Raw genomic sequence first — 15,614 nt, 5'->3', positions numbered from 1 at the left:
GCGCCGATCGCTCGCGCCTTCAGACTTTAGAACATCGCCGGTCTGGCTTCTGCCCTTCAGGCGCCACCACGGAACAGGTGGTGATGACTGGCGGAATAGAGGCGAGAGCGGGCTGCTCCAGGCGCGGCCAGAGCAGGACTGACCACATACAGCGTGGTGCGGATCAGATCCCGTTCCTGGCTGACGCGTGCGATCTCCGATAGCGGCACCACCTGGATCCATTGGTCGGGCCAGCTCACCCGATAGCCGATGGCAACGGGGGTTTCGGCGGGGTAGTGGCGCAGCAGCTCGGCTTGCACCTCCTCCACATGCCGGGCGCTCAGGTAGAGGCACAGCGAGGCCTGCAAGGAGGCCAGATGCTGCAGCTCTTCGCGCTCCGGCACGCCCGTGCGTCCTCCGGCTCGGCTGAGGATGATGGTTTGCACGAGCCCCGGAATGGTGAGCTCCGCCTGCAGGGCTGCCGCCGTGGCCTGGTAAGCGCTTAATCCAGGCACCACCTCCACCTCCACGTCAGCATCGAGCAGACGGCAAAGCTGCTCGTGCAGGGCGCTGTAGAGGCAGGTGTCGCCGTCGTGCAGGCGCACCACCCGTTGGCCGGCGGCGACACGATCGAGCATCACCGCCATCACGTCCTCGAGGGTGAGCGTGCTCGTGCGAATGCGTTCGCAGTTGGCCGGGGCCATGGCGGCCAGTTGCGGATTCACCAGGGAATCCGTCCAGATCAGCACCTCGGCCTGTTCGATCGCCCGTGCAGCCCGGAGGGTGAGCAGATCGGGGGCTCCCGGTCCTGCTCCCACAATCCAAACCTTGCCGCTCATGCCTGCACTCCGCTCGGATCCGGCAGCGGTTGTCGCCGGCCGTAGAGCCAGTAAAGGCCGAATGCACCCAGGGCGATCAGCGCAAGGCTGACCAATTGCGCCATCCGCAGCCCACCGTCGCAGTAGGGAGGGGTGCCCATCAGGCAGAGCGGATCAATGCGCAGGCCTTCGATCCAGAGGCGCCCGCAGCTGTAGGCCACCAGGTAGAGGCAGCTGATCGCGCCCACCGGCAGGTTGATTTTGCCGCGGATTCCGCGTTCGAACAGCACCAGCAGCAGAGCCAGCACGCCGAGGTTCCAGAGCGATTCGTAGAGGAAGGTGGGATGAAAGGTGCTCTGATCGAGAAATTCCACCGGCCGGTTGGCGTAGGGAATCGTGAGCTTCCAGGGCAGATCGGTGGGCAGGCCGAACGCTTCGGAGTTGAAGAAGTTGCCCCAGCGGCCAATGGCCTGGCCGAGCGCCACCGAAGGCAGCAGCACATCGAGGAGATTCCAGAAGGCGATCCGGCGCCAGCGGCTGTAGAGGATCACCGCCAGGGTTCCGCCGATCAGCGCACCGTGGATGGCGATGCCGCCGCGCCAGATGGCCAGCGCGTCCAGCCAGTTGAGCTGGTATTGCCGCCATTCAAAGGTCACGTAGTAGAGCCGAGCGCCGAGCACAGCGGCCAACACCAGGATGGGCAGCAGATCGGCAATCAGGGCTGGGTCGATGCCCCGCTGCTTGCCGAGGCGGGTGGCCAGCAGCAGTCCGAGCAGCACCGCGATGGCAATCAGCAGGCCATACCAGCGCAGAGAAAAGGGCCCCAGCTGAAACAGCAAGGGCCCCGGAGATGTGAACAGAGCGAGGGGCATCAGATGCCTTCGGCGGCCTGAACCTTTTCTACCTGCTTCTTCTTCAGCACCAGCATGATCTGAGCCAGGGCCACAGCGGCGAAGAAGGCCAGTAGGCCGTAGATGCGGTTGGGGTTCTGAAGCACCACTTCGGCATCCAGCTGACCGAAGCCACCCACGTTGGGGTCGTTGGTGAGAGCAGCGCCGGCGGCCACCACATCGCCCACGGCAGCGGTGAGGCTGGGGCCAGCCGGAATCGTGTCGGTCACGGTGTTGCCGTCAGCGGTTTGGATCACCACATCAGTGGCACCGTTGTCGCCAGCATTGATCGCCTGCACGGTTCCAGCAGCGGATGCGGTGTAGACGCTGTTGTTGCTCTTCTCACCGGTGGGATACACCTGGCCGCGGCCGCGGTTGCCACCCACGTGAAGCTGGTACTTGCCGAAGTGAATGTTGCTGTCGGCAGCGGGATCAGGCGAGAGGATCGGGAACACGATCTTCTGGTGGTCATCGCCGGGGAGAGGACCCACCAGCAGGATGTTGGGGTTCTCGTCGTTCCAGGTGGTCACATAGACGCCGGCGGTCTCTTCCTTGAGCTCGTCGGTGAGGCGATCAGCCGGAGCGAGGGTGAAGCCATCGGGAAGCATCACCACGGCACCCACATTCAGGCCCGTGCGGCTGCCATCTCCCGCCACCTGCTGCACCGAGGTGTCGTAGGGGATCTCCACTTCCACCTTGAACACCTCATCGGGGAACACGGCCTGGGGCAGTTCCACGTGGGTGGGCTTTTTGGCCAGGTGGCAGTTGGCGCAGGCCAGCTTGCCGGTGGCTTCACGCGGGTAGTCGTAGTTCTGTTGAGCCCAGAACGGGTAGGCCCAGCTGGCCTGGGGAGCGAACAGCAGAGCGCCGAGGGCCAGCAGCGAGCTCAGCAGCAGGGAAAAGGGGCGACGCATGGGGCGGAAGGGCGAGGGGGGGACGGCTGGAGAGGAGATCAGACCCACCAGGGCTTCTCGCCGGTGCGGAAATCGGTTTCGGTCCACTGGCTCAGGAACACGTTGTCGTTGTCAACCGACACGTGGGCCAGGGCCAGGGAGAGGGGTGCAGGGCCGCGCACCACCTTTCCGGTGGCGTCGTACTGGGAGCCGTGGCACGGGCACATGAACTTGTTGGCGGCCGCGTTCCAGGGCACCACGCACCCCAGGTGGGTGCAGATGGCGTTGATGCCGTAGCTGCCGATGGCATCGCTGCCCTCAACAATCAGGTAGGTGGGGTCACCCTTGAGGCCCTGCACCAGGTTGCGATCGCCTTCGCGGTGGTTGCTCAGCCAACCAGTAGCGGTCACAGCGTTGCCGAGCTCATCCTTGGCAGCGGTGCCACCACCGGAGCCTGCGGCCTTGGGGGGGATGAAGTAGTTCACCACCGGGTAGAGAGCACCCAGGGCTACGCCGGTCACCGACCCGAAGGTCAGCAGATTCATGAATTGACGACGACCCATTCCGGGCACGTCACCACTCGAGGCGCTTGCTGGGATCTGGGTCATACGGGGCGGCGTGGAGGCCACTGCAACGTGGCGCCCATTATGGACGTTGCCCCTCCAGCTCCCGCTGGCCGGACTGGCCTTGTGCCGGCAGCCTGCAACATGCTGTTGCGCGCCCCTGCTTCCGTGACCCTGCCGCCCGACGCTCCGCTCAGCAGCGCTGAGGTGCTCGAGATCCTGCGCCAGCGCTGGCAGGCCTCTTACGACCTGCAGTTGATCGTGCGCCGTGGACGCCTGTATCTCCAGGTGATGTGGGGGTATCTCGAGCAGCAATCGTTTCCGATGACGGCCGAGCAATATGAAGCCCAGCTCGAGGATTTGGTGGCCACGCTCAATGGCCTCGGGGTCGCCGCTCAGGTGCGTGGCTGGCTGCTCACCACCACGGATAAACCGCGGCTGGGCAAAGCGATGAACCTGGCGCTCGACCTGCCGGAAGGCCGCGCCAGTGAATTTCTGATCTAGCGCTCAGCCGCGTTGCACCACCCGTGCCAGGCCTACACCCACCAGATAGAGGGCTGTGATCGCACCGCTCAATAGCAGCATCGTGACCGGATCGGTGGAGGGCGTGAGCACGGCTCCGGCGAGGGCGGAGGCCACCACCACAAAGCGCCAGGCCGCCAGCATCGTCTGAGCCCGCACCACGCCGAGGGCCGCCAACAGCATCTGCAGCACCGGCAATTGGAACGCCAGGGCGGTGGCCACCATCAGCAGCAGCACGAAATCCAGGTAGCGCTCGATCGACCAGAGCGGCTCCACCACATCAGCGCCGTAGCTCACCAGGAAATTGAGCGCGGCGGGCACCAGGGCCCACCAGGCGAAGGCCAGGCCGGCCATGAACAGCACGGCGGAGCCGCCCACCGCCGGCGCCACCAGACGCTGCTCCCGGCGCGTGAGCCCTGGCAGCACGAAGGCCAGACCCTCGTAGAGCACGTAAGGCAGCGCCAGGATCAGGCCGGTGTAGCCGGCCACCTTGATCGACACAAACAGGAACTCACCCGGTGCCAGCTGCAGAAAATGAATGCCCTTGGCCGGCACCTCCAGCAGCCGCACCAGCGGTTTGACCAGCAGCAAGCAGCCCCCGGCCCCGATCACCACCGCCAGCAGGCTGCGCAGGATGCGGCGCCGCAATTCCTCGAGGTGGTCGACCAGGGTCATCTCCACCTCACCCGGGAACTCCTCGTCGGGCGCGACAGGAGTGTCAGCGTCCTCGGGCGGTTGGATGCGGATGGGAGCTGGGGCGGGCAGCACGGTGTTGCCCTCAGGCCTGGTGTCGCGCTCGCTCATGACTTCAGAGGCTACGGGCCCCGGCGGCCAGCAGAGAGGCCGCTCGGCCCGGTTCGGCCCAGATCACAGCTCCACCGCGATGCCGCACGGTGCCCGGTGCAGCGCCGGGAATGCGTTGGAGCTCTTCGCAGGGCACCATCACCACCGCCACACGGCTGTTGCCGCGTGCACGGCTGAAGTGGGCGGCTACATCGGCAGCAGCCTGCAGATCCCCTTCAGCGCTGAGGCCTTCCGAACCCTTCAGCACCACATGGCTGCCCGGACACTCCTGGGCATGAAACCAGAGGTCACCGCGGCGCGCCTGCCGCAGACTGATCCATTCGTTCTGGCGGTGGTTGCGGCCCACCTGCAGGCGCAGCCCGCTGGGGCTGGCCAGCTCCAGCGGGCTGGGTGTGGTGCTGGCTTGCTGGCGGCGTTGCGTGCGGCTGGGCCGACCCTGCTCCTGCAGGTTGGCGCACTCCTCCTCCAGGGTCTGGAGATGCTCGAGGGCGGCTGCATGGCTGTGGCTGGGCCCTTGCTCCAGGAAGGTCAGGCTGGTTTCCAGCTGCTCGATTCGCTGGCTGTGCTGCTCCATCCGCGGTGTGATCGCGGCCACGGAGCGCCGCAGCTTGCGCGCACGTTTGTAGAGCGCCTGGGCTTCAGCCACCTGATCACGGCTCGGCTGCGGCAAACACAGCAGCGCATCGGCCTGCTGCTGCAGCTGATCGCTGTTCTCCACTTGATCCAGCAGCTGCTGCTGGTGCTCCATCTGATGGCGTTCGCGGTTCAGCTGCTGCTCCAGCCGCTGCCGCAGCTGATGCTGCCGCTGCAGCACTTGCCTGCTTCCCAGGCGATCCTGGTGATAGGTGGCCAGGGCCTGGTTGATGGCCAGCGACTCGGCTGACTTGGGAGCTTCCTCTGATTGCGAGGCGCTCTCCTGCCAGCAGCGGTAGGAGCAGCAGCGGCCTGTGCTGAAGCCGAACCGTTCCTCGTGCAGAGCCTTGAGCCAGGCTTGCCAGCGTTGCCAGAGCTCCTGCCACTGCGCGCTGCTGAGCTCGCCCACCGGTTGGGCTAGCCAGGCTTCGCTGCGCTCCGGTGTGTCGCCGGTGAGCTGCAGGGCCAAGGCCGGGCTGATGCCCTGGTACGCGCTTTGCAGGGCCTTGAGCAGGGGCAGAGGCAGAAGGCTCAGCTGCGCTTGCCACTGCTCAAACGGTTCATCGGGGTTGGGCGGCTGCCCGCTCAGCGGCGGCGGAGGGCTGTAGGCATCCCCCGTGCCGATCGGCCGCAGCCGCGATTGCTGTTGGCGCACCTGGCGTGCGGCCGCCACCACGCGCCGTTGTTCATCCAGCAGAAACAGATTGCTGTGGCGCCCCATCAGCTCCAGCACCAACCAGCGCTGAATCGCTTCACCGGGTCGTGCGGCAAAGCCCAGCTCCACCACCCGCTCCCAGCCAGGTTGCTCCAGGCTCACCAGGGCCAAGCCCCCCAGGCCGTGCTGCAGTTGTTGGGCCAGGGTGCTGCCATCGCCTTGCCGCGGGGGTGGCTCGATCGCGAAACAACGCGGCGCTTCCGCCAACCAGCTCAGCTCCAGCCAGAGGCGCTGCTGCAGCGTGCGAAAGCCCAGTTGCAAGGTGTGGCTGTCGGCTTGCTGGGCCTTCTCGAAGCGGCTTGGAACCAGCCGTGGCTGCAGCTCGCTCAGCACAGCCCGCAGGCTGGTGAGGTCCATGGCCTGGAGCGCGGCAGGTGCCATGGGCGAGGGCGATCGGGCTGCGGCGGCACACCTACTCTGCAGGGCCGCGATCGATCGTTCATGGCTGCTGAGGCCTCCGCTGCCGGCCGGCTGTTTCTGATCACAGGTCCGAGCGGGGTTGGCAAGGGCACCCTGGTGTCGGCGCTGTTGCAGCGGCATCCCCAGATCTGGCTCTCGGTGTCGGCGACCACCCGCTCGCCGCGGAGCGGCGAGCAGGAGGGCCAGCACTACTTCTTTCTGGATCGCGCCGCGTTCGAGGCCAAGGTGGCCCAATCAGGCCTCTTGGAGTGGGCCGAGTTCGCTGGCAACTGCTACGGCACGCCTCGGGAGCCGGTGGAGCAATACCTGGCTGCCGGCCGCCCTGTGCTGCTCGAGATCGAGCTGGAGGGAGCCCGCCAGGTGCGCCAGAGCTTTCCCAGCGGCTTCCAGATCTTCATCAAGCCTCCGTCATTTGCAGAGCTGGAGCGCCGGATCCGTGGCCGCGGCACCGATAGCGAGGAGGCGATCAGCCGCCGCCTGGAGCGGGCCCGGGTGGAGTTGGCCGCCGAGGCTGAATTTGACGCCGTGCTGGTGAACGACGACCTGGATCGCGCGTTGGCCCAGCTCGAGCAGTTGATGGGTTTGGCTTGAAGGCATGAAAAAAGCGGCTCGTTTGAGCCGCTCAGTGGATTCAGCCGAGGCTGCTCACATCGGGTGGAACAGCAGGTCGGGATAGAAGCGGTTGAATTCGATCAGGATTCCGGCGGTCACGGTGAACCAGATGGCGGCAAACACCGGAGCAGTGGTGAGGAACTTCTTCATCGCTGGAGGGTGAATAGAAGAGAAAGGAGGGTTTCAGGCCTGAGCCTGATCAGCGAGGGGAGACCGTGATCTTGTCGTCGGACTCAGTGAGCTTGCCGCTGGTGAGAGCGCCGAAGGCAGCGATCGGCCAGGTGGCAGCAGCCAGGGTGCTCTTGAAGGCCAGGGAGAGGTCGATCTGGATTTCCTTCATGGCGGCATCCTTGTCGCCGCGGATCGCCATCAGATAGTTGCGACCGGCCCAGCCGATGCAACCAGCGATGTAGAGGAAGGCGATGCCGGGAATGATGAAGTCACCGGCGTGGCTAAGGCGCCCATCCACGATCAGGTGGGGCAGGCCATCAGCACCGCAGGAGGCCTGGCTGTACATCGCGAAACGAGCCTTGGCCTGGTCGGTGGTGGCAGCAGCAGCACGCTGCTGGAAGCGAGCGCTCTCAGCGCAGGGGGTCAGACCGGCCACATCGGCTTTGGCCACGGGGGCGAAGCCGAAGATCAGCAGGGCGGAAATCAGAACAGCAAAGAGGGGGCGCATCGGGTCCAGCTGCTGCACGGCAGGATGTCACTTACGGACAGTACGAGGGTCGTTCAAAGCTGATGCCAACCCTGCTGGCCCTCGAAACAAGTTGTGACGAGTCAGCGGCCGCTGTGGTGCGCGATCAGCGGGTGCTGGCGAGCGCTGTGGCGTCGCAAGTGGAGGAGCACGCGCGCTGGGGTGGGGTGGTGCCGGAGATCGCCTCTCGCCGTCATGTGGAGGCTCTGCCGGGATTGATCGAGCAGGTGATGGCTGAGAGCGGGCTGGCTTTCCGTGAGCTCGATGCGATTGCGGCCACCGCGGCTCCGGGGCTGGTGGGTGCCTTGCTCGTTGGCTCGGTGACAGGGCGGAGCTTGGCGCGGCTCCACAACAAACCTTTTGTGGCCGTGCATCACCTTGAGGGGCATCTCTGCTCGGTGCAGTTGGGGGATCCGCTGCCGGCAGGGCCTTACCTCGTGTTGCTGGTGAGCGGCGGGCACACCGAAATGATTCGCGTGGATGGCCCGGGTCTCTATCAGCGTCTGGCCCGCAGCCGTGATGACGCCGCCGGCGAAGCCTTCGACAAGGTGGCCCGCTTGCTTGATCTGGGCTACCCCGGAGGTCCGGCAATCCAGGCCGCCGCTGAGCAAGGTGATCCGCGGCGCTTTCCTCTGCCCAAAGGGCGTGTGTCGCTGCCCGAGGGGGGCTTCCATCCCTACGACTTCAGCTTCAGCGGTTTGAAAACAGCGGTGCTGCGTCTGGTGAATCAGCTCAAGGCGGAGGCTGAAAGCGGCGGCGAGCCGTTCCCGTTGGCGGATGTGGCGGCCAGTTTTGAGCAGGTGGTGGCGGATGTGTTGGTGGAACGCACCACCCGTTGCGTGCGCGATCAGGGCCTGCAAACCCTGGTGCTTGTGGGTGGTGTGGCGGCCAACCGGCGGCTGCGCGCCCGGTTGGAGCAGCGTTGCGGCGAGCTCGGCATCCAATGGCGACTGGCCCCGCTCGCCTACTGCACCGACAACGCCGCGATGATCGCGGTGGCAGCCGAGCAACGCTTCAGTGCCGGAGCTTGCAGCCCGATCGATCTGGCGGTGGCGCCTCGGCTGGCCCTTGAAGCGGCACCGGTTCTGTATGAACCGCAGGCCGCCTTCTAACTTCTCTAGGCTCTTGAGACTCATCGGCATCAGCCATGGCCTCGGCTCAATCAGCACCCGAGCCCTCCGACCTGGCTCAAGACGTGGTGGAAGCAGCTCCTGAAGAGCTCAACCAATGGAAGCGCGGTTTCACCCCCCAGGCTGAGATCTGGAACGGCCGGATGGCGATGCTCGGGCTCTCGGTAGGTCTGAGCGTGCTGCTGATCGCGCGCCTCACCGGCAGGGCTTAGCTCTTGCCCCGCAAGGCCTGGGCCAACTCGTTCGGCCTGAGGCTCTGGGCCAGCGCGTCATCGGCCACCACCCGGCCCCGCTCCACCAGCTGCTGCAGGGCCTGATTAGCGGTCTGCATGCCGTCGAAGCCGCTGCGGGCCATGATCTCTTCGATCTCCGCCAGTTCGCCGCGCTGGATGTAGTCCTTGCAGGCGTCAGTGTTGATCAGGATGTCGTGAAAGGCGGCGCGTTTGCCGTCGGTGGTTTTCAGGAGCCCCTGGGCAATCACCCCGAGCAGGCTCTCCGAAACGGCTCTGCGAATGCTCTCCTGCTCGTTGGGCGGCACCATCCCCAGCACCCGTTCCACGGTTTTCACCGCTGAATTGGTGTGCAGCGTGCCAAACACCAGATGGCCCGTCTGCGAGGCCTCGATCGCCGTGGCCAGGGTTTCACCGTCGCGGATTTCGCCGATCAAAATCACATCGGGGTCTTCCCGCAGGGCGGCGCGTAGGGCGTTGTGAAATTGGCGGGTGTGCTGCCCCACCTCCCGGTGGCGAATCAGCGACTGCCGGCTTTCATGCACAAACTCCACCGGATCCTCAATGGTGAGGATGTGGCAGCTGCGGTTGCGATTAATCCAATCGATCATCGCGGCGAGGGTGGTGCTCTTGCCTGATCCGGTGGGCCCGGTGATCAGCACCAGCCCCTTGGGCCGCGACGCCAGATCCTGCAGCACGGGCGGCAGATTCAGATCCTCCAGGCTGGCGATCTGCTGGGGGATCAGCCGCAGCACCATCGCCGGGCCCCGCAGCGAATCCATCAGGTTGATGCGCACCCGCACAAAGGGAAAGGCGTGGGAGCCATCGAATTCCTTCTCGCGCTCGAAGCCATCGATCTGAGCCGGGCTGAGCATCTCCCGCAGCCAGCCGTGGAAGGTGGCGGCATCGGTGATCGGCCAACCGGTGCGCAGCATCTCGCCCCGAGCCCGATACCTGGGCTCCTCGCCAACGCCGAGATGCACATCGGAAAACCCGTTGGCATCAGCAATCTTCACGATGCCCTCCAGGCTGCTGGGCTGGGGGCCATTCAGGGCTCCAGGGGTGTGGCTGCTCTGGATTGGTGGAGCCTGCTCCGGCGTGGGGGCAGGGGCGTTTCCCGCCAGCGAGGGAAACAGGCTGGGGGGAAACGGAGAGCTGGCACTCACCACGGCTTGGATCGCTGGGCCCAGCTTCGCGGCGGATGCAGCGGATGCCCAGGGAATTCGCCCGCCATCTTTAGGATCCGGCTACATGGCCGGCCCCTGTGAGTACCCCCCACAACGTCTGCATCGTGTTGGGCACGCGCCCTGAGGCCATCAAGCTGGCGCCGGTGATTCAGGCCTTCCAGTCGGCAGCTGATTTCCGCACCCGGGTGGTGCTCACCGGGCAGCACCGGGAGATGGTGGCTCAGGTGATGGAGCTGTTCGGCCTGCAGGCCGATCACGACCTGGCCTTGATGGCCCCCAAGCAAACGCTTACCCATATCACCTGTGGAGCCCTGCAGGGCTTGCAGGCGGAGTTTGAGCAGCACAAGCCGGATCTGGTGCTGGTGCAGGGCGACACCACCACGGCCTTTGCCTCAGCCCTGGCGGCCTTCTATGCCCAGGTGCCCGTGGGCCATGTGGAGGCGGGCCTGCGCACCGACAACATCATGGATCCCTATCCAGAGGAAGCGAACCGGCGCCTGATCTCCCAGCTGGCCCAGCTGCACTTCGCACCCACCGAGGTGTCGGCGGCCAACTGCCGAGCTTCGGGCGTGGTGGGTGAGGTGTGCATCACCGGCAACACCGTGATCGATGCGCTGCTGTTGATGGCTGAGAAGGCGCCGCCGTTTGTGTTGCCTGGCCTGGATTTCAACCAGCAGCGGGTGATCCTGGCCACGGTGCATCGCCGCGAAAACTGGGGTGAGCGGCTGCAGGAGATCGGCCAGGGCTTCCTGCAGGTGCTCGAGCGTTTCCCCGATACCGCCCTGCTGCTGCCGCTGCACCGCAACCCCACCGTGCGCGAACCGCTGCAGGCGCTGCTGGGTGATCACCCGCGCGCCTTCCTCACCGAGCCGCTCGATTACGACCAACTGGTGGCGGCCATGCGCGGCTGCACGCTGCTGCTGAGCGATTCCGGCGGTTTGCAGGAGGAGGCTCCGGCCCTGGGCAAGCCTGTTCTGGTGCTGCGCCGCACCACGGAGCGGCCGGAGGCTGTGGATGCCGGAACGGCGAAATTGATCGGCACCGCCAGCGCCGACATCCTGCGCGAGGCCTCGCTTTTGCTGGAGGACTCAGGCGCCTACGAGGCCATGGCCCGCGCCCACAACCCATTTGGCGATGGCAAAGCCAGCGAACGGATTGTGGAGGTGAGCCGTCGCTTCCTCGCTCAGGCTGCTCGCTGAGCGGCGCAGCATCACTCGCGCTTTTTCTTGGCCCAGGGCGGCAGGTCGATGAACACCCGGGTGCCTGGTTTGAGGCCTTCGAGGATCTGGGTGTCCTTGCCACTGCTGGCTCCCAGCGTCACGGCCTGGAAGGTGGGCTGATTGCCTGGGCCCACCAGCAGCACACCGGGTTTGCCCTGTTCGGTCACCACCGCCACGGTGGGGATCACGGTGCGGGCGGCCAGGGTGCCGGTGCTGAAGTCGATGTCGGCGGTCATGCCGATGCGCAGTTCCGGTGGTGGATCGATCAGCTGCAGTTTCACTTCGAAGGAGGTGACGTTGTTGAGCTTTTCGGCGCGGGGTGCGATCTGGCGCACCCGGGCCGGGAAGCGACGATCGGGGAAGGAATCCACCCGCACCGAGGCGCTCTGGCCCACCTGGATGCGGCCGATGTCGCTCTCGGGCACCTTGGCCACGGCTTCCAGCCCCTGGGCCAGTTCCACGATCGAGGAGCTGCTGGCGCCGGCCGATGCCGACGCTGAGGTGGTGGGCGTGACGAAGGCGCCTGGATCCGCGAAGCGGGCGGTCACCACGCCGGTGAAGGGCGCTCGAACGGTGAGATCACCGCGCTCGATCAGCCGGGCATCCAGCCGTTGCTGGGCTGCCTCCACCGCGGCCTTGTCGACGAAGTAGCTCGACCGTGCGCTGTTGTAGTCGTCCATGCTGATGCCGCCTTGGCGGATCAGCGCTTCGCGGCGTTGCAGTTCGCTCTGGCTGCGGCTGAGCTGAGCCTTGGCGGAGCGCACCTGGGCCCGCAGTTCATCGAGGCGGTCGGTGAGGTCGCCGCTATCCATCAGGGCCAGGGCCTGGCCCGCCCGCACGCTGTCGCCTTCCTCCACAAACAGCTTCTCCAGCACCCCTTGGCGCTTGGGGCTCACATTCACCTTGCGGAAGGCCTCCAGCTCTCCGCTGGCGGTAATTACGCCCGGCAGGCTCCCTTGGCGGGCCAGCACGGTGTAGGTGGACAGGCTGCGCTGCTGACCGCTGCTGCGCCGTTGGCTGAGCAGGGCGCTGCCCCCTCCGATCACCAGCGCGCCGGCCAGCAGCCCAGCCCAGAGTCGCTTGCGTTTGAGCCAGCGCTGGTTGAAACGTGCGGCGGCTGGCAGCGGCTTGCCCTCGCGCGTGGGAGGGGAGTGGAGCATTGAGGAGGGAATGGTCCTGCGCTGGCGCTCGTTCCAGTCTTCCTGGTCGCACCCCTGAGCTGTGGGGTGGATCACCGCCGGAGTGCTCGGAGGGCGGTTCGTAGATTCCCCGCATGCTTAAAGCCGGAATCGTGGGGCTGCCCAATGTGGGCAAGTCGACCCTGTTCAACGCCCTTGTGGCCAATGCCCAGGCCGAGGCGGCCAACTATCCCTTCTGCACCATCGAGCCCAATTCGGGCGTGGTGGCGGTTCCGGATCCGCGGCTGCAGCAGCTGTCTGATCTCAGTCGCAGCAAGGAGATCATTCCCACGCGGGTGGAGTTTGTGGATATCGCTGGCTTGGTGAAGGGCGCCAGCCAGGGCGAGGGCCTGGGCAACAAGTTCCTGGCCAACATCCGCGAAGTCGACGCGATCGTGCACGTGGTGCGCTGCTTCGAAAACGACGACGTGATCCACGTGAGCGGCTCGGTGGGCCCGGCCCGCGACGCCGAAGTGATCAATCTGGAGCTTGGTCTGGCGGATCTGAGCCAGGTGGAGAAGCGGCGTGAGCGCTTGAAGAAGCAGGTGCGCACCAGCAAGGAAGCCCAGGTGGAGGATGCGGCCCTTGAGCGCATCCAGGCGGTGTTGGAGCAGGGCGGCGCGGCCCGCAGCGTTGATCTCACGGATGAGGAGGCGGCGATGGTGAAGCCCCTGGGGCTGCTCACCGCCAAGCCGATCATCTACGCCACCAATGTGAGCGAAGACGATCTGGCCTCAGGCAACGCCTACTGCGAGGAAGTGGCCACCCTGGCCAAGCAGGAAGGTGCCGGCACCGTGCGCATCAGTGCCCAGGTGGAAGCTGAGCTGATCGAACTGCCGGAGGAAGAACGTGCTGAATTTCTGGCGGGTCTCGGGGTTGAGGAAGGTGGTCTGCAAAGCCTGATCCGCGCCACCTACAGCCTGCTGGGCCTTCGCACCTACTTCACCACCGGTGAGAAGGAAACCCGCGCCTGGACGATCAAGGCCGGCATGACCGCCCCCCAGGCGGCCGGCGTGATCCACACCGACTTCGAACGCGGCTTCATCCGCGCCCAGACCATTGGCTACCAGCAGCTGCTCGAGGCCGGTTCCCTGGCCGAGGCGCGTAACAAGGGTTGGCTACGGGCTGAAGGCAAGGAGTACGTGGTGGATGAGGGCGATGTGATGGAGTTTCTGTTCAATGTGTAGGGCCTAGTTGCAGCCAGGCTCTAGCAGCAATAGTCAATCCTCGAGATGGGGGTTGTGGCGTATGTGCTGCGCTCTTCCCACGAAGGCTTACAGATGGATGCCGCTTCAGCGAACGATCGCTAGCAATGGCATGTATCCCCTTCGCGATTCCATGATCAAGGTTCTTGCCGGTCTTGCCGGTGCTGCCGTTGTGTTCGGCAGCGCAGCCCAGGCCATTCCCCTCACGGCCCGCACTGTGTGTGTGAATTGCGTTGGTCCCCGCTCCGATGTGCTCAATCCCCTGGAGGGCACCAACGACACACCGGTGCCCAACGGCCTGATCTCTCGCTCCGGCTACAGCCAGGACGAACTCCAGCAGGGGCTATCGAAGGCCTATGCCGTTGATGTGGTTGCTGTGGCTGATTTCCTGTACAGCGATAAGGGCGTGCAGTTCCTGCAGAACAGCATCGGCCAGAACAACTACACCCCTTATTACAGCCAGCAGAACAGCCTTCAGGCTGTGCGCAGCGCCATCATTCTCGATTCCGTGGATGGCAATCTCTCCGGTTTCGGCATGATGAACCTGCTGCCTGTGGATGAGCGGCTGCAGGGCGCGATGGATGTGTGCAACGTGGATCCTTCCAACACCCAGCGCAAGACTTCGCTGCTGAGTTGGTATGTGAATACACCGGCCTGCATCGCCGCCTACACCCAGGTCTCGGAAGCGACTCCCGCTCCTGCTCCTGTGCGCGGCCTCTGGTGATCGCCATGGGGTTCCGGTGAGCCCCCGGGCGGCTCCCAGCGAGCCGCCCGTGCTGGTTTGCCTCACAATGGGTGGACCCCACTGAGCCCCATGACGGAGCAGCAGCAGGCCGGCGACCCCACCCAGCAGGACGCCACTCAGCAGCACGACTTTGACGTGCAGAAGCAGGTGCACCAGCAGATCCGCAACGACCCCGACTACGACGACTGGGAGTACGGCACCGAGCCCCTCCCCCATGAGGCTTGGACCGCCAAGGTGAGCAAGGGCTGAGCCCCTCTGTCTTCAGGCCGGCTCCAGCTGCAGCGTGCTGTGCTCAACCCCGATGGCGGCCAGGGCGTCCTTGGCGCAATGCAGCAGTTCCAGATCGCCCATGCCGCTGTCGCGGCGGCACAGGTGAGCGGTGAGGGCCACCTGGCTCGTGCTCAGGCTCCAAATGTGCACGTGGTGCACGTCCACCACCCCAGGTAGGGCCAACAGGGTGGCGCGCACTTGTTCGGGTTGGATGTGGCTGGGGATGCCATCGAGCAGCACCACCAGCGCATCACGGATCAGCACCACCCCCGTGTAGCCCACGGCGATGCCCACCCCAATGGCGGTGAGTGGGTCCAGCCAATGCCAGCCGGTGAGGCCCACCAGCAAGGCGCTCAGGAGAACCGCCAGCGAGACCAAGGCATCGCTGATCAGATGCACCACCGCAGCGCGGCGATTGAGGTCGTGGGAATGACCGTTGTGCCCGCCATGGCCGAAGAGGCGCGCGGATCCCAGATTCACCGCGATGCCCGCCGCGGCGGCCCAGGCCACCGGCCCGCTCACCAGCGGTTGCGGGTTATGCAGCCGCTGGATCGCTTCCACCACCACCACCGCTGAGGCCATCGCCACCAGCACGCCATTGCTCAGGGCCGCGAGCTGGGTGCTGCGTCCGAAGCCGTAGGTGAAGCGTTCACTCGGCGGCCGGGTGCTGAGGCGTTCTGCGCCCCAGCCCAGGGCCAGCCCGGCCACATCGCCCAGGTTGTGCAAGGCATCGCCGATCAGCGCCAGTGAGCCGAAGCCGATGCCGATCACGATCTGCGCCAATGAGAGCGCCGTGTTCAGCAGGATGCTCCAACGGAAGGCGGAGGCCAGGCCGGCACGGCCGATGTGCTGCTGCGGGTGACGGCGACCGTGATCGTGAACAGCCATGGGCCTGGCAGCACT

General features: G+C 65.6%; 19 protein-coding genes. 8 read left to right on the top strand and 11 right to left on the bottom strand.

The genetic code is table 11. The features are described from left to right. Window positions 1-56: 56 nt before the first annotated feature. Genes cobM through petC form a run of 4 tightly spaced genes read right to left on the bottom strand, consistent with a single transcriptional unit; the run spans window position 57 to window position 3,188 of the window. Window positions 57-818 carry a precorrin-4 C(11)-methyltransferase gene (cobM, locus tag H9532_RS11880; protein WP_296368749.1) on the bottom strand — a complete coding sequence of 254 codons (762 nt, stop codon included), beginning with the start codon at window positions 816-818 and terminating at the stop codon, window positions 57-59. After that, complete coding sequence (gene lgt, locus H9532_RS11875; protein WP_296368747.1) at window positions 815-1,669, bottom strand: prolipoprotein diacylglyceryl transferase; 855 nt, start codon at window positions 1,667-1,669, stop codon at window positions 815-817. The genes cobM and lgt overlap by 4 nt, the downstream gene beginning before the upstream one ends. After that, entirely contained in the window at window positions 1,669-2,601 is a 933-nt protein-coding gene (gene petA, locus H9532_RS11870; RefSeq protein WP_296368745.1) for a cytochrome f, read from the bottom strand. Before petA ends, lgt begins: the two co-directional genes overlap by 1 nt. A gap of 38 nt (window positions 2,602-2,639) precedes the next feature. Further along, window positions 2,640-3,188, bottom strand: coding sequence for a cytochrome b6-f complex iron-sulfur subunit (petC, locus tag H9532_RS11865; RefSeq protein WP_296368743.1), 549 nt, complete (start codon window positions 3,186-3,188; stop codon window positions 2,640-2,642). Between the two features lie 99 nt (window positions 3,189-3,287). Between petC and H9532_RS11860 the strand changes: the two genes are divergently transcribed. Next, on the top strand, window positions 3,288-3,647 hold the full coding sequence (locus tag H9532_RS11860; RefSeq protein WP_296368742.1) for a DUF3067 family protein: 360 nt from the start codon (window positions 3,288-3,290) through the stop codon (window positions 3,645-3,647). A 3-nt stretch (window positions 3,648-3,650) separates the two neighbouring features. Here H9532_RS11860 and tatC read toward each other — a convergent pair whose 3' ends face one another. Both tatC and H9532_RS11850 read right to left on the bottom strand, forming a co-directional pair. Continuing rightward, window positions 3,651-4,469 carry a twin-arginine translocase subunit TatC gene (gene tatC / locus H9532_RS11855; RefSeq protein ID WP_296368740.1) on the bottom strand — a complete coding sequence of 273 codons (819 nt, stop codon included), beginning with the start codon at window positions 4,467-4,469 and terminating at the stop codon, window positions 3,651-3,653. A gap of 4 nt (window positions 4,470-4,473) precedes the next feature. Next, the gene (locus tag H9532_RS11850; protein WP_296368738.1) at window positions 4,474-6,198 is read right to left on the bottom strand and encodes an NFACT RNA binding domain-containing protein; all 1,725 of its coding nucleotides are present in this window, start codon (window positions 6,196-6,198) and stop codon (window positions 4,474-4,476) included. Between the two features lie 60 nt (window positions 6,199-6,258). Here H9532_RS11850 and gmk point away from each other — a divergent pair, with 60 nt between their 5' ends. Then, window positions 6,259-6,828: a guanylate kinase gene (gmk, locus tag H9532_RS11845; RefSeq protein ID WP_296368736.1), complete on the top strand. Its 570-nt coding sequence runs from the start codon at window positions 6,259-6,261 to the stop codon at window positions 6,826-6,828. Between the two features lie 54 nt (window positions 6,829-6,882). Here the strand turns inward: gmk and psaJ are convergent, their stop codons facing one another. Together psaJ and H9532_RS11835 are read right to left on the bottom strand one after the other, a co-directional pair. After that, the gene (psaJ, locus tag H9532_RS11840) at window positions 6,883-6,999 is read right to left on the bottom strand and encodes a photosystem I reaction center subunit IX (protein ID WP_010303754.1); all 117 of its coding nucleotides are present in this window, start codon (window positions 6,997-6,999) and stop codon (window positions 6,883-6,885) included. 49 nt (window positions 7,000-7,048) lie between these two features. After that, window positions 7,049-7,528, bottom strand: a complete 480-nt coding sequence (locus H9532_RS11835) for a Photosystem I reaction center subunit III (protein WP_296368731.1) — start codon at window positions 7,526-7,528, stop codon at window positions 7,049-7,051. Between the two features lie 62 nt (window positions 7,529-7,590). On the opposite strand from H9532_RS11835, the gene tsaD reads away from it, so the two are divergent. Together tsaD and H9532_RS11825 are read left to right on the top strand one after the other, a co-directional pair. Continuing rightward, window positions 7,591-8,658: a tRNA (adenosine(37)-N6)-threonylcarbamoyltransferase complex transferase subunit TsaD gene (tsaD, locus tag H9532_RS11830; protein WP_296368729.1), complete on the top strand. Its 1,068-nt coding sequence runs from the start codon at window positions 7,591-7,593 to the stop codon at window positions 8,656-8,658. A 35-nt stretch (window positions 8,659-8,693) separates the two neighbouring features. Next, window positions 8,694-8,888 (top strand): high light inducible protein, encoded by a 195-nt coding sequence (locus tag H9532_RS11825; RefSeq protein ID WP_296368727.1) that lies wholly within the window; start codon window positions 8,694-8,696, stop codon window positions 8,886-8,888. Here H9532_RS11825 and H9532_RS11820 read toward each other — a convergent pair. After that, the gene (locus tag H9532_RS11820) at window positions 8,885-9,985 is read right to left on the bottom strand and encodes a type IV pilus twitching motility protein PilT (RefSeq protein WP_296369050.1); all 1,101 of its coding nucleotides are present in this window, start codon (window positions 9,983-9,985) and stop codon (window positions 8,885-8,887) included. The two genes, H9532_RS11825 and H9532_RS11820, sit on opposite strands and share 4 nt — an antisense overlap. Window positions 9,986-10,170: 185 nt before the next feature. Between H9532_RS11820 and wecB the strand changes: the two genes are divergently transcribed. Then, the gene (gene wecB / locus H9532_RS11815; RefSeq protein WP_296368725.1) at window positions 10,171-11,292 is read left to right on the top strand and encodes a UDP-N-acetylglucosamine 2-epimerase (non-hydrolyzing); all 1,122 of its coding nucleotides are present in this window, start codon (window positions 10,171-10,173) and stop codon (window positions 11,290-11,292) included. A gap of 11 nt (window positions 11,293-11,303) precedes the next feature. Here the strand turns inward: wecB and H9532_RS11810 are convergent, their stop codons facing one another. Further along, window positions 11,304-12,473 (bottom strand): efflux RND transporter periplasmic adaptor subunit, encoded by a 1,170-nt coding sequence (locus H9532_RS11810; protein WP_296368723.1) that lies wholly within the window; start codon window positions 12,471-12,473, stop codon window positions 11,304-11,306. A 113-nt stretch (window positions 12,474-12,586) separates the two neighbouring features. On the opposite strand from H9532_RS11810, the gene ychF reads away from it, so the two are divergent. The 3 genes from ychF to H9532_RS11795 all read left to right on the top strand — a co-directional run bounded on the left by ychF (window position 12,587) and on the right by H9532_RS11795 (window position 14,690). Then, window positions 12,587-13,678, top strand: coding sequence for a redox-regulated ATPase YchF (gene ychF / locus H9532_RS11805; RefSeq protein WP_296368720.1), 1,092 nt, complete (start codon window positions 12,587-12,589; stop codon window positions 13,676-13,678). Window positions 13,679-13,829: 151 nt separating this feature from the next. After that, a complete protein-coding gene (locus tag H9532_RS11800) occupies window positions 13,830-14,420 on the top strand; it encodes an alpha/beta hydrolase (RefSeq protein WP_296368718.1) in 591 nt (196 codons plus the stop codon). A 90-nt stretch (window positions 14,421-14,510) separates the two neighbouring features. After that, window positions 14,511-14,690 carry a hypothetical protein gene (locus H9532_RS11795; RefSeq protein WP_296368716.1) on the top strand — a complete coding sequence of 60 codons (180 nt, stop codon included), beginning with the start codon at window positions 14,511-14,513 and terminating at the stop codon, window positions 14,688-14,690. A gap of 12 nt (window positions 14,691-14,702) precedes the next feature. On the opposite strand, the gene H9532_RS11790 is transcribed toward H9532_RS11795, so the two are convergent. Beyond that, window positions 14,703-15,599, bottom strand: a complete 897-nt coding sequence (locus H9532_RS11790; protein ID WP_296368714.1) for a cation diffusion facilitator family transporter — start codon at window positions 15,597-15,599, stop codon at window positions 14,703-14,705. Window positions 15,600-15,614: the final 15 nt, after the last annotated feature.

This window comes from Vulcanococcus sp. Clear-D1 (genome assembly GCF_014654725.1).
Classification (GTDB): domain Bacteria; phylum Cyanobacteriota; class Cyanobacteriia; order PCC-6307; family Cyanobiaceae; genus Vulcanococcus.
Note: the sequence above shows the minus strand (reverse complement) of the source record. Positions and strands in the feature narration are given on the sequence as shown.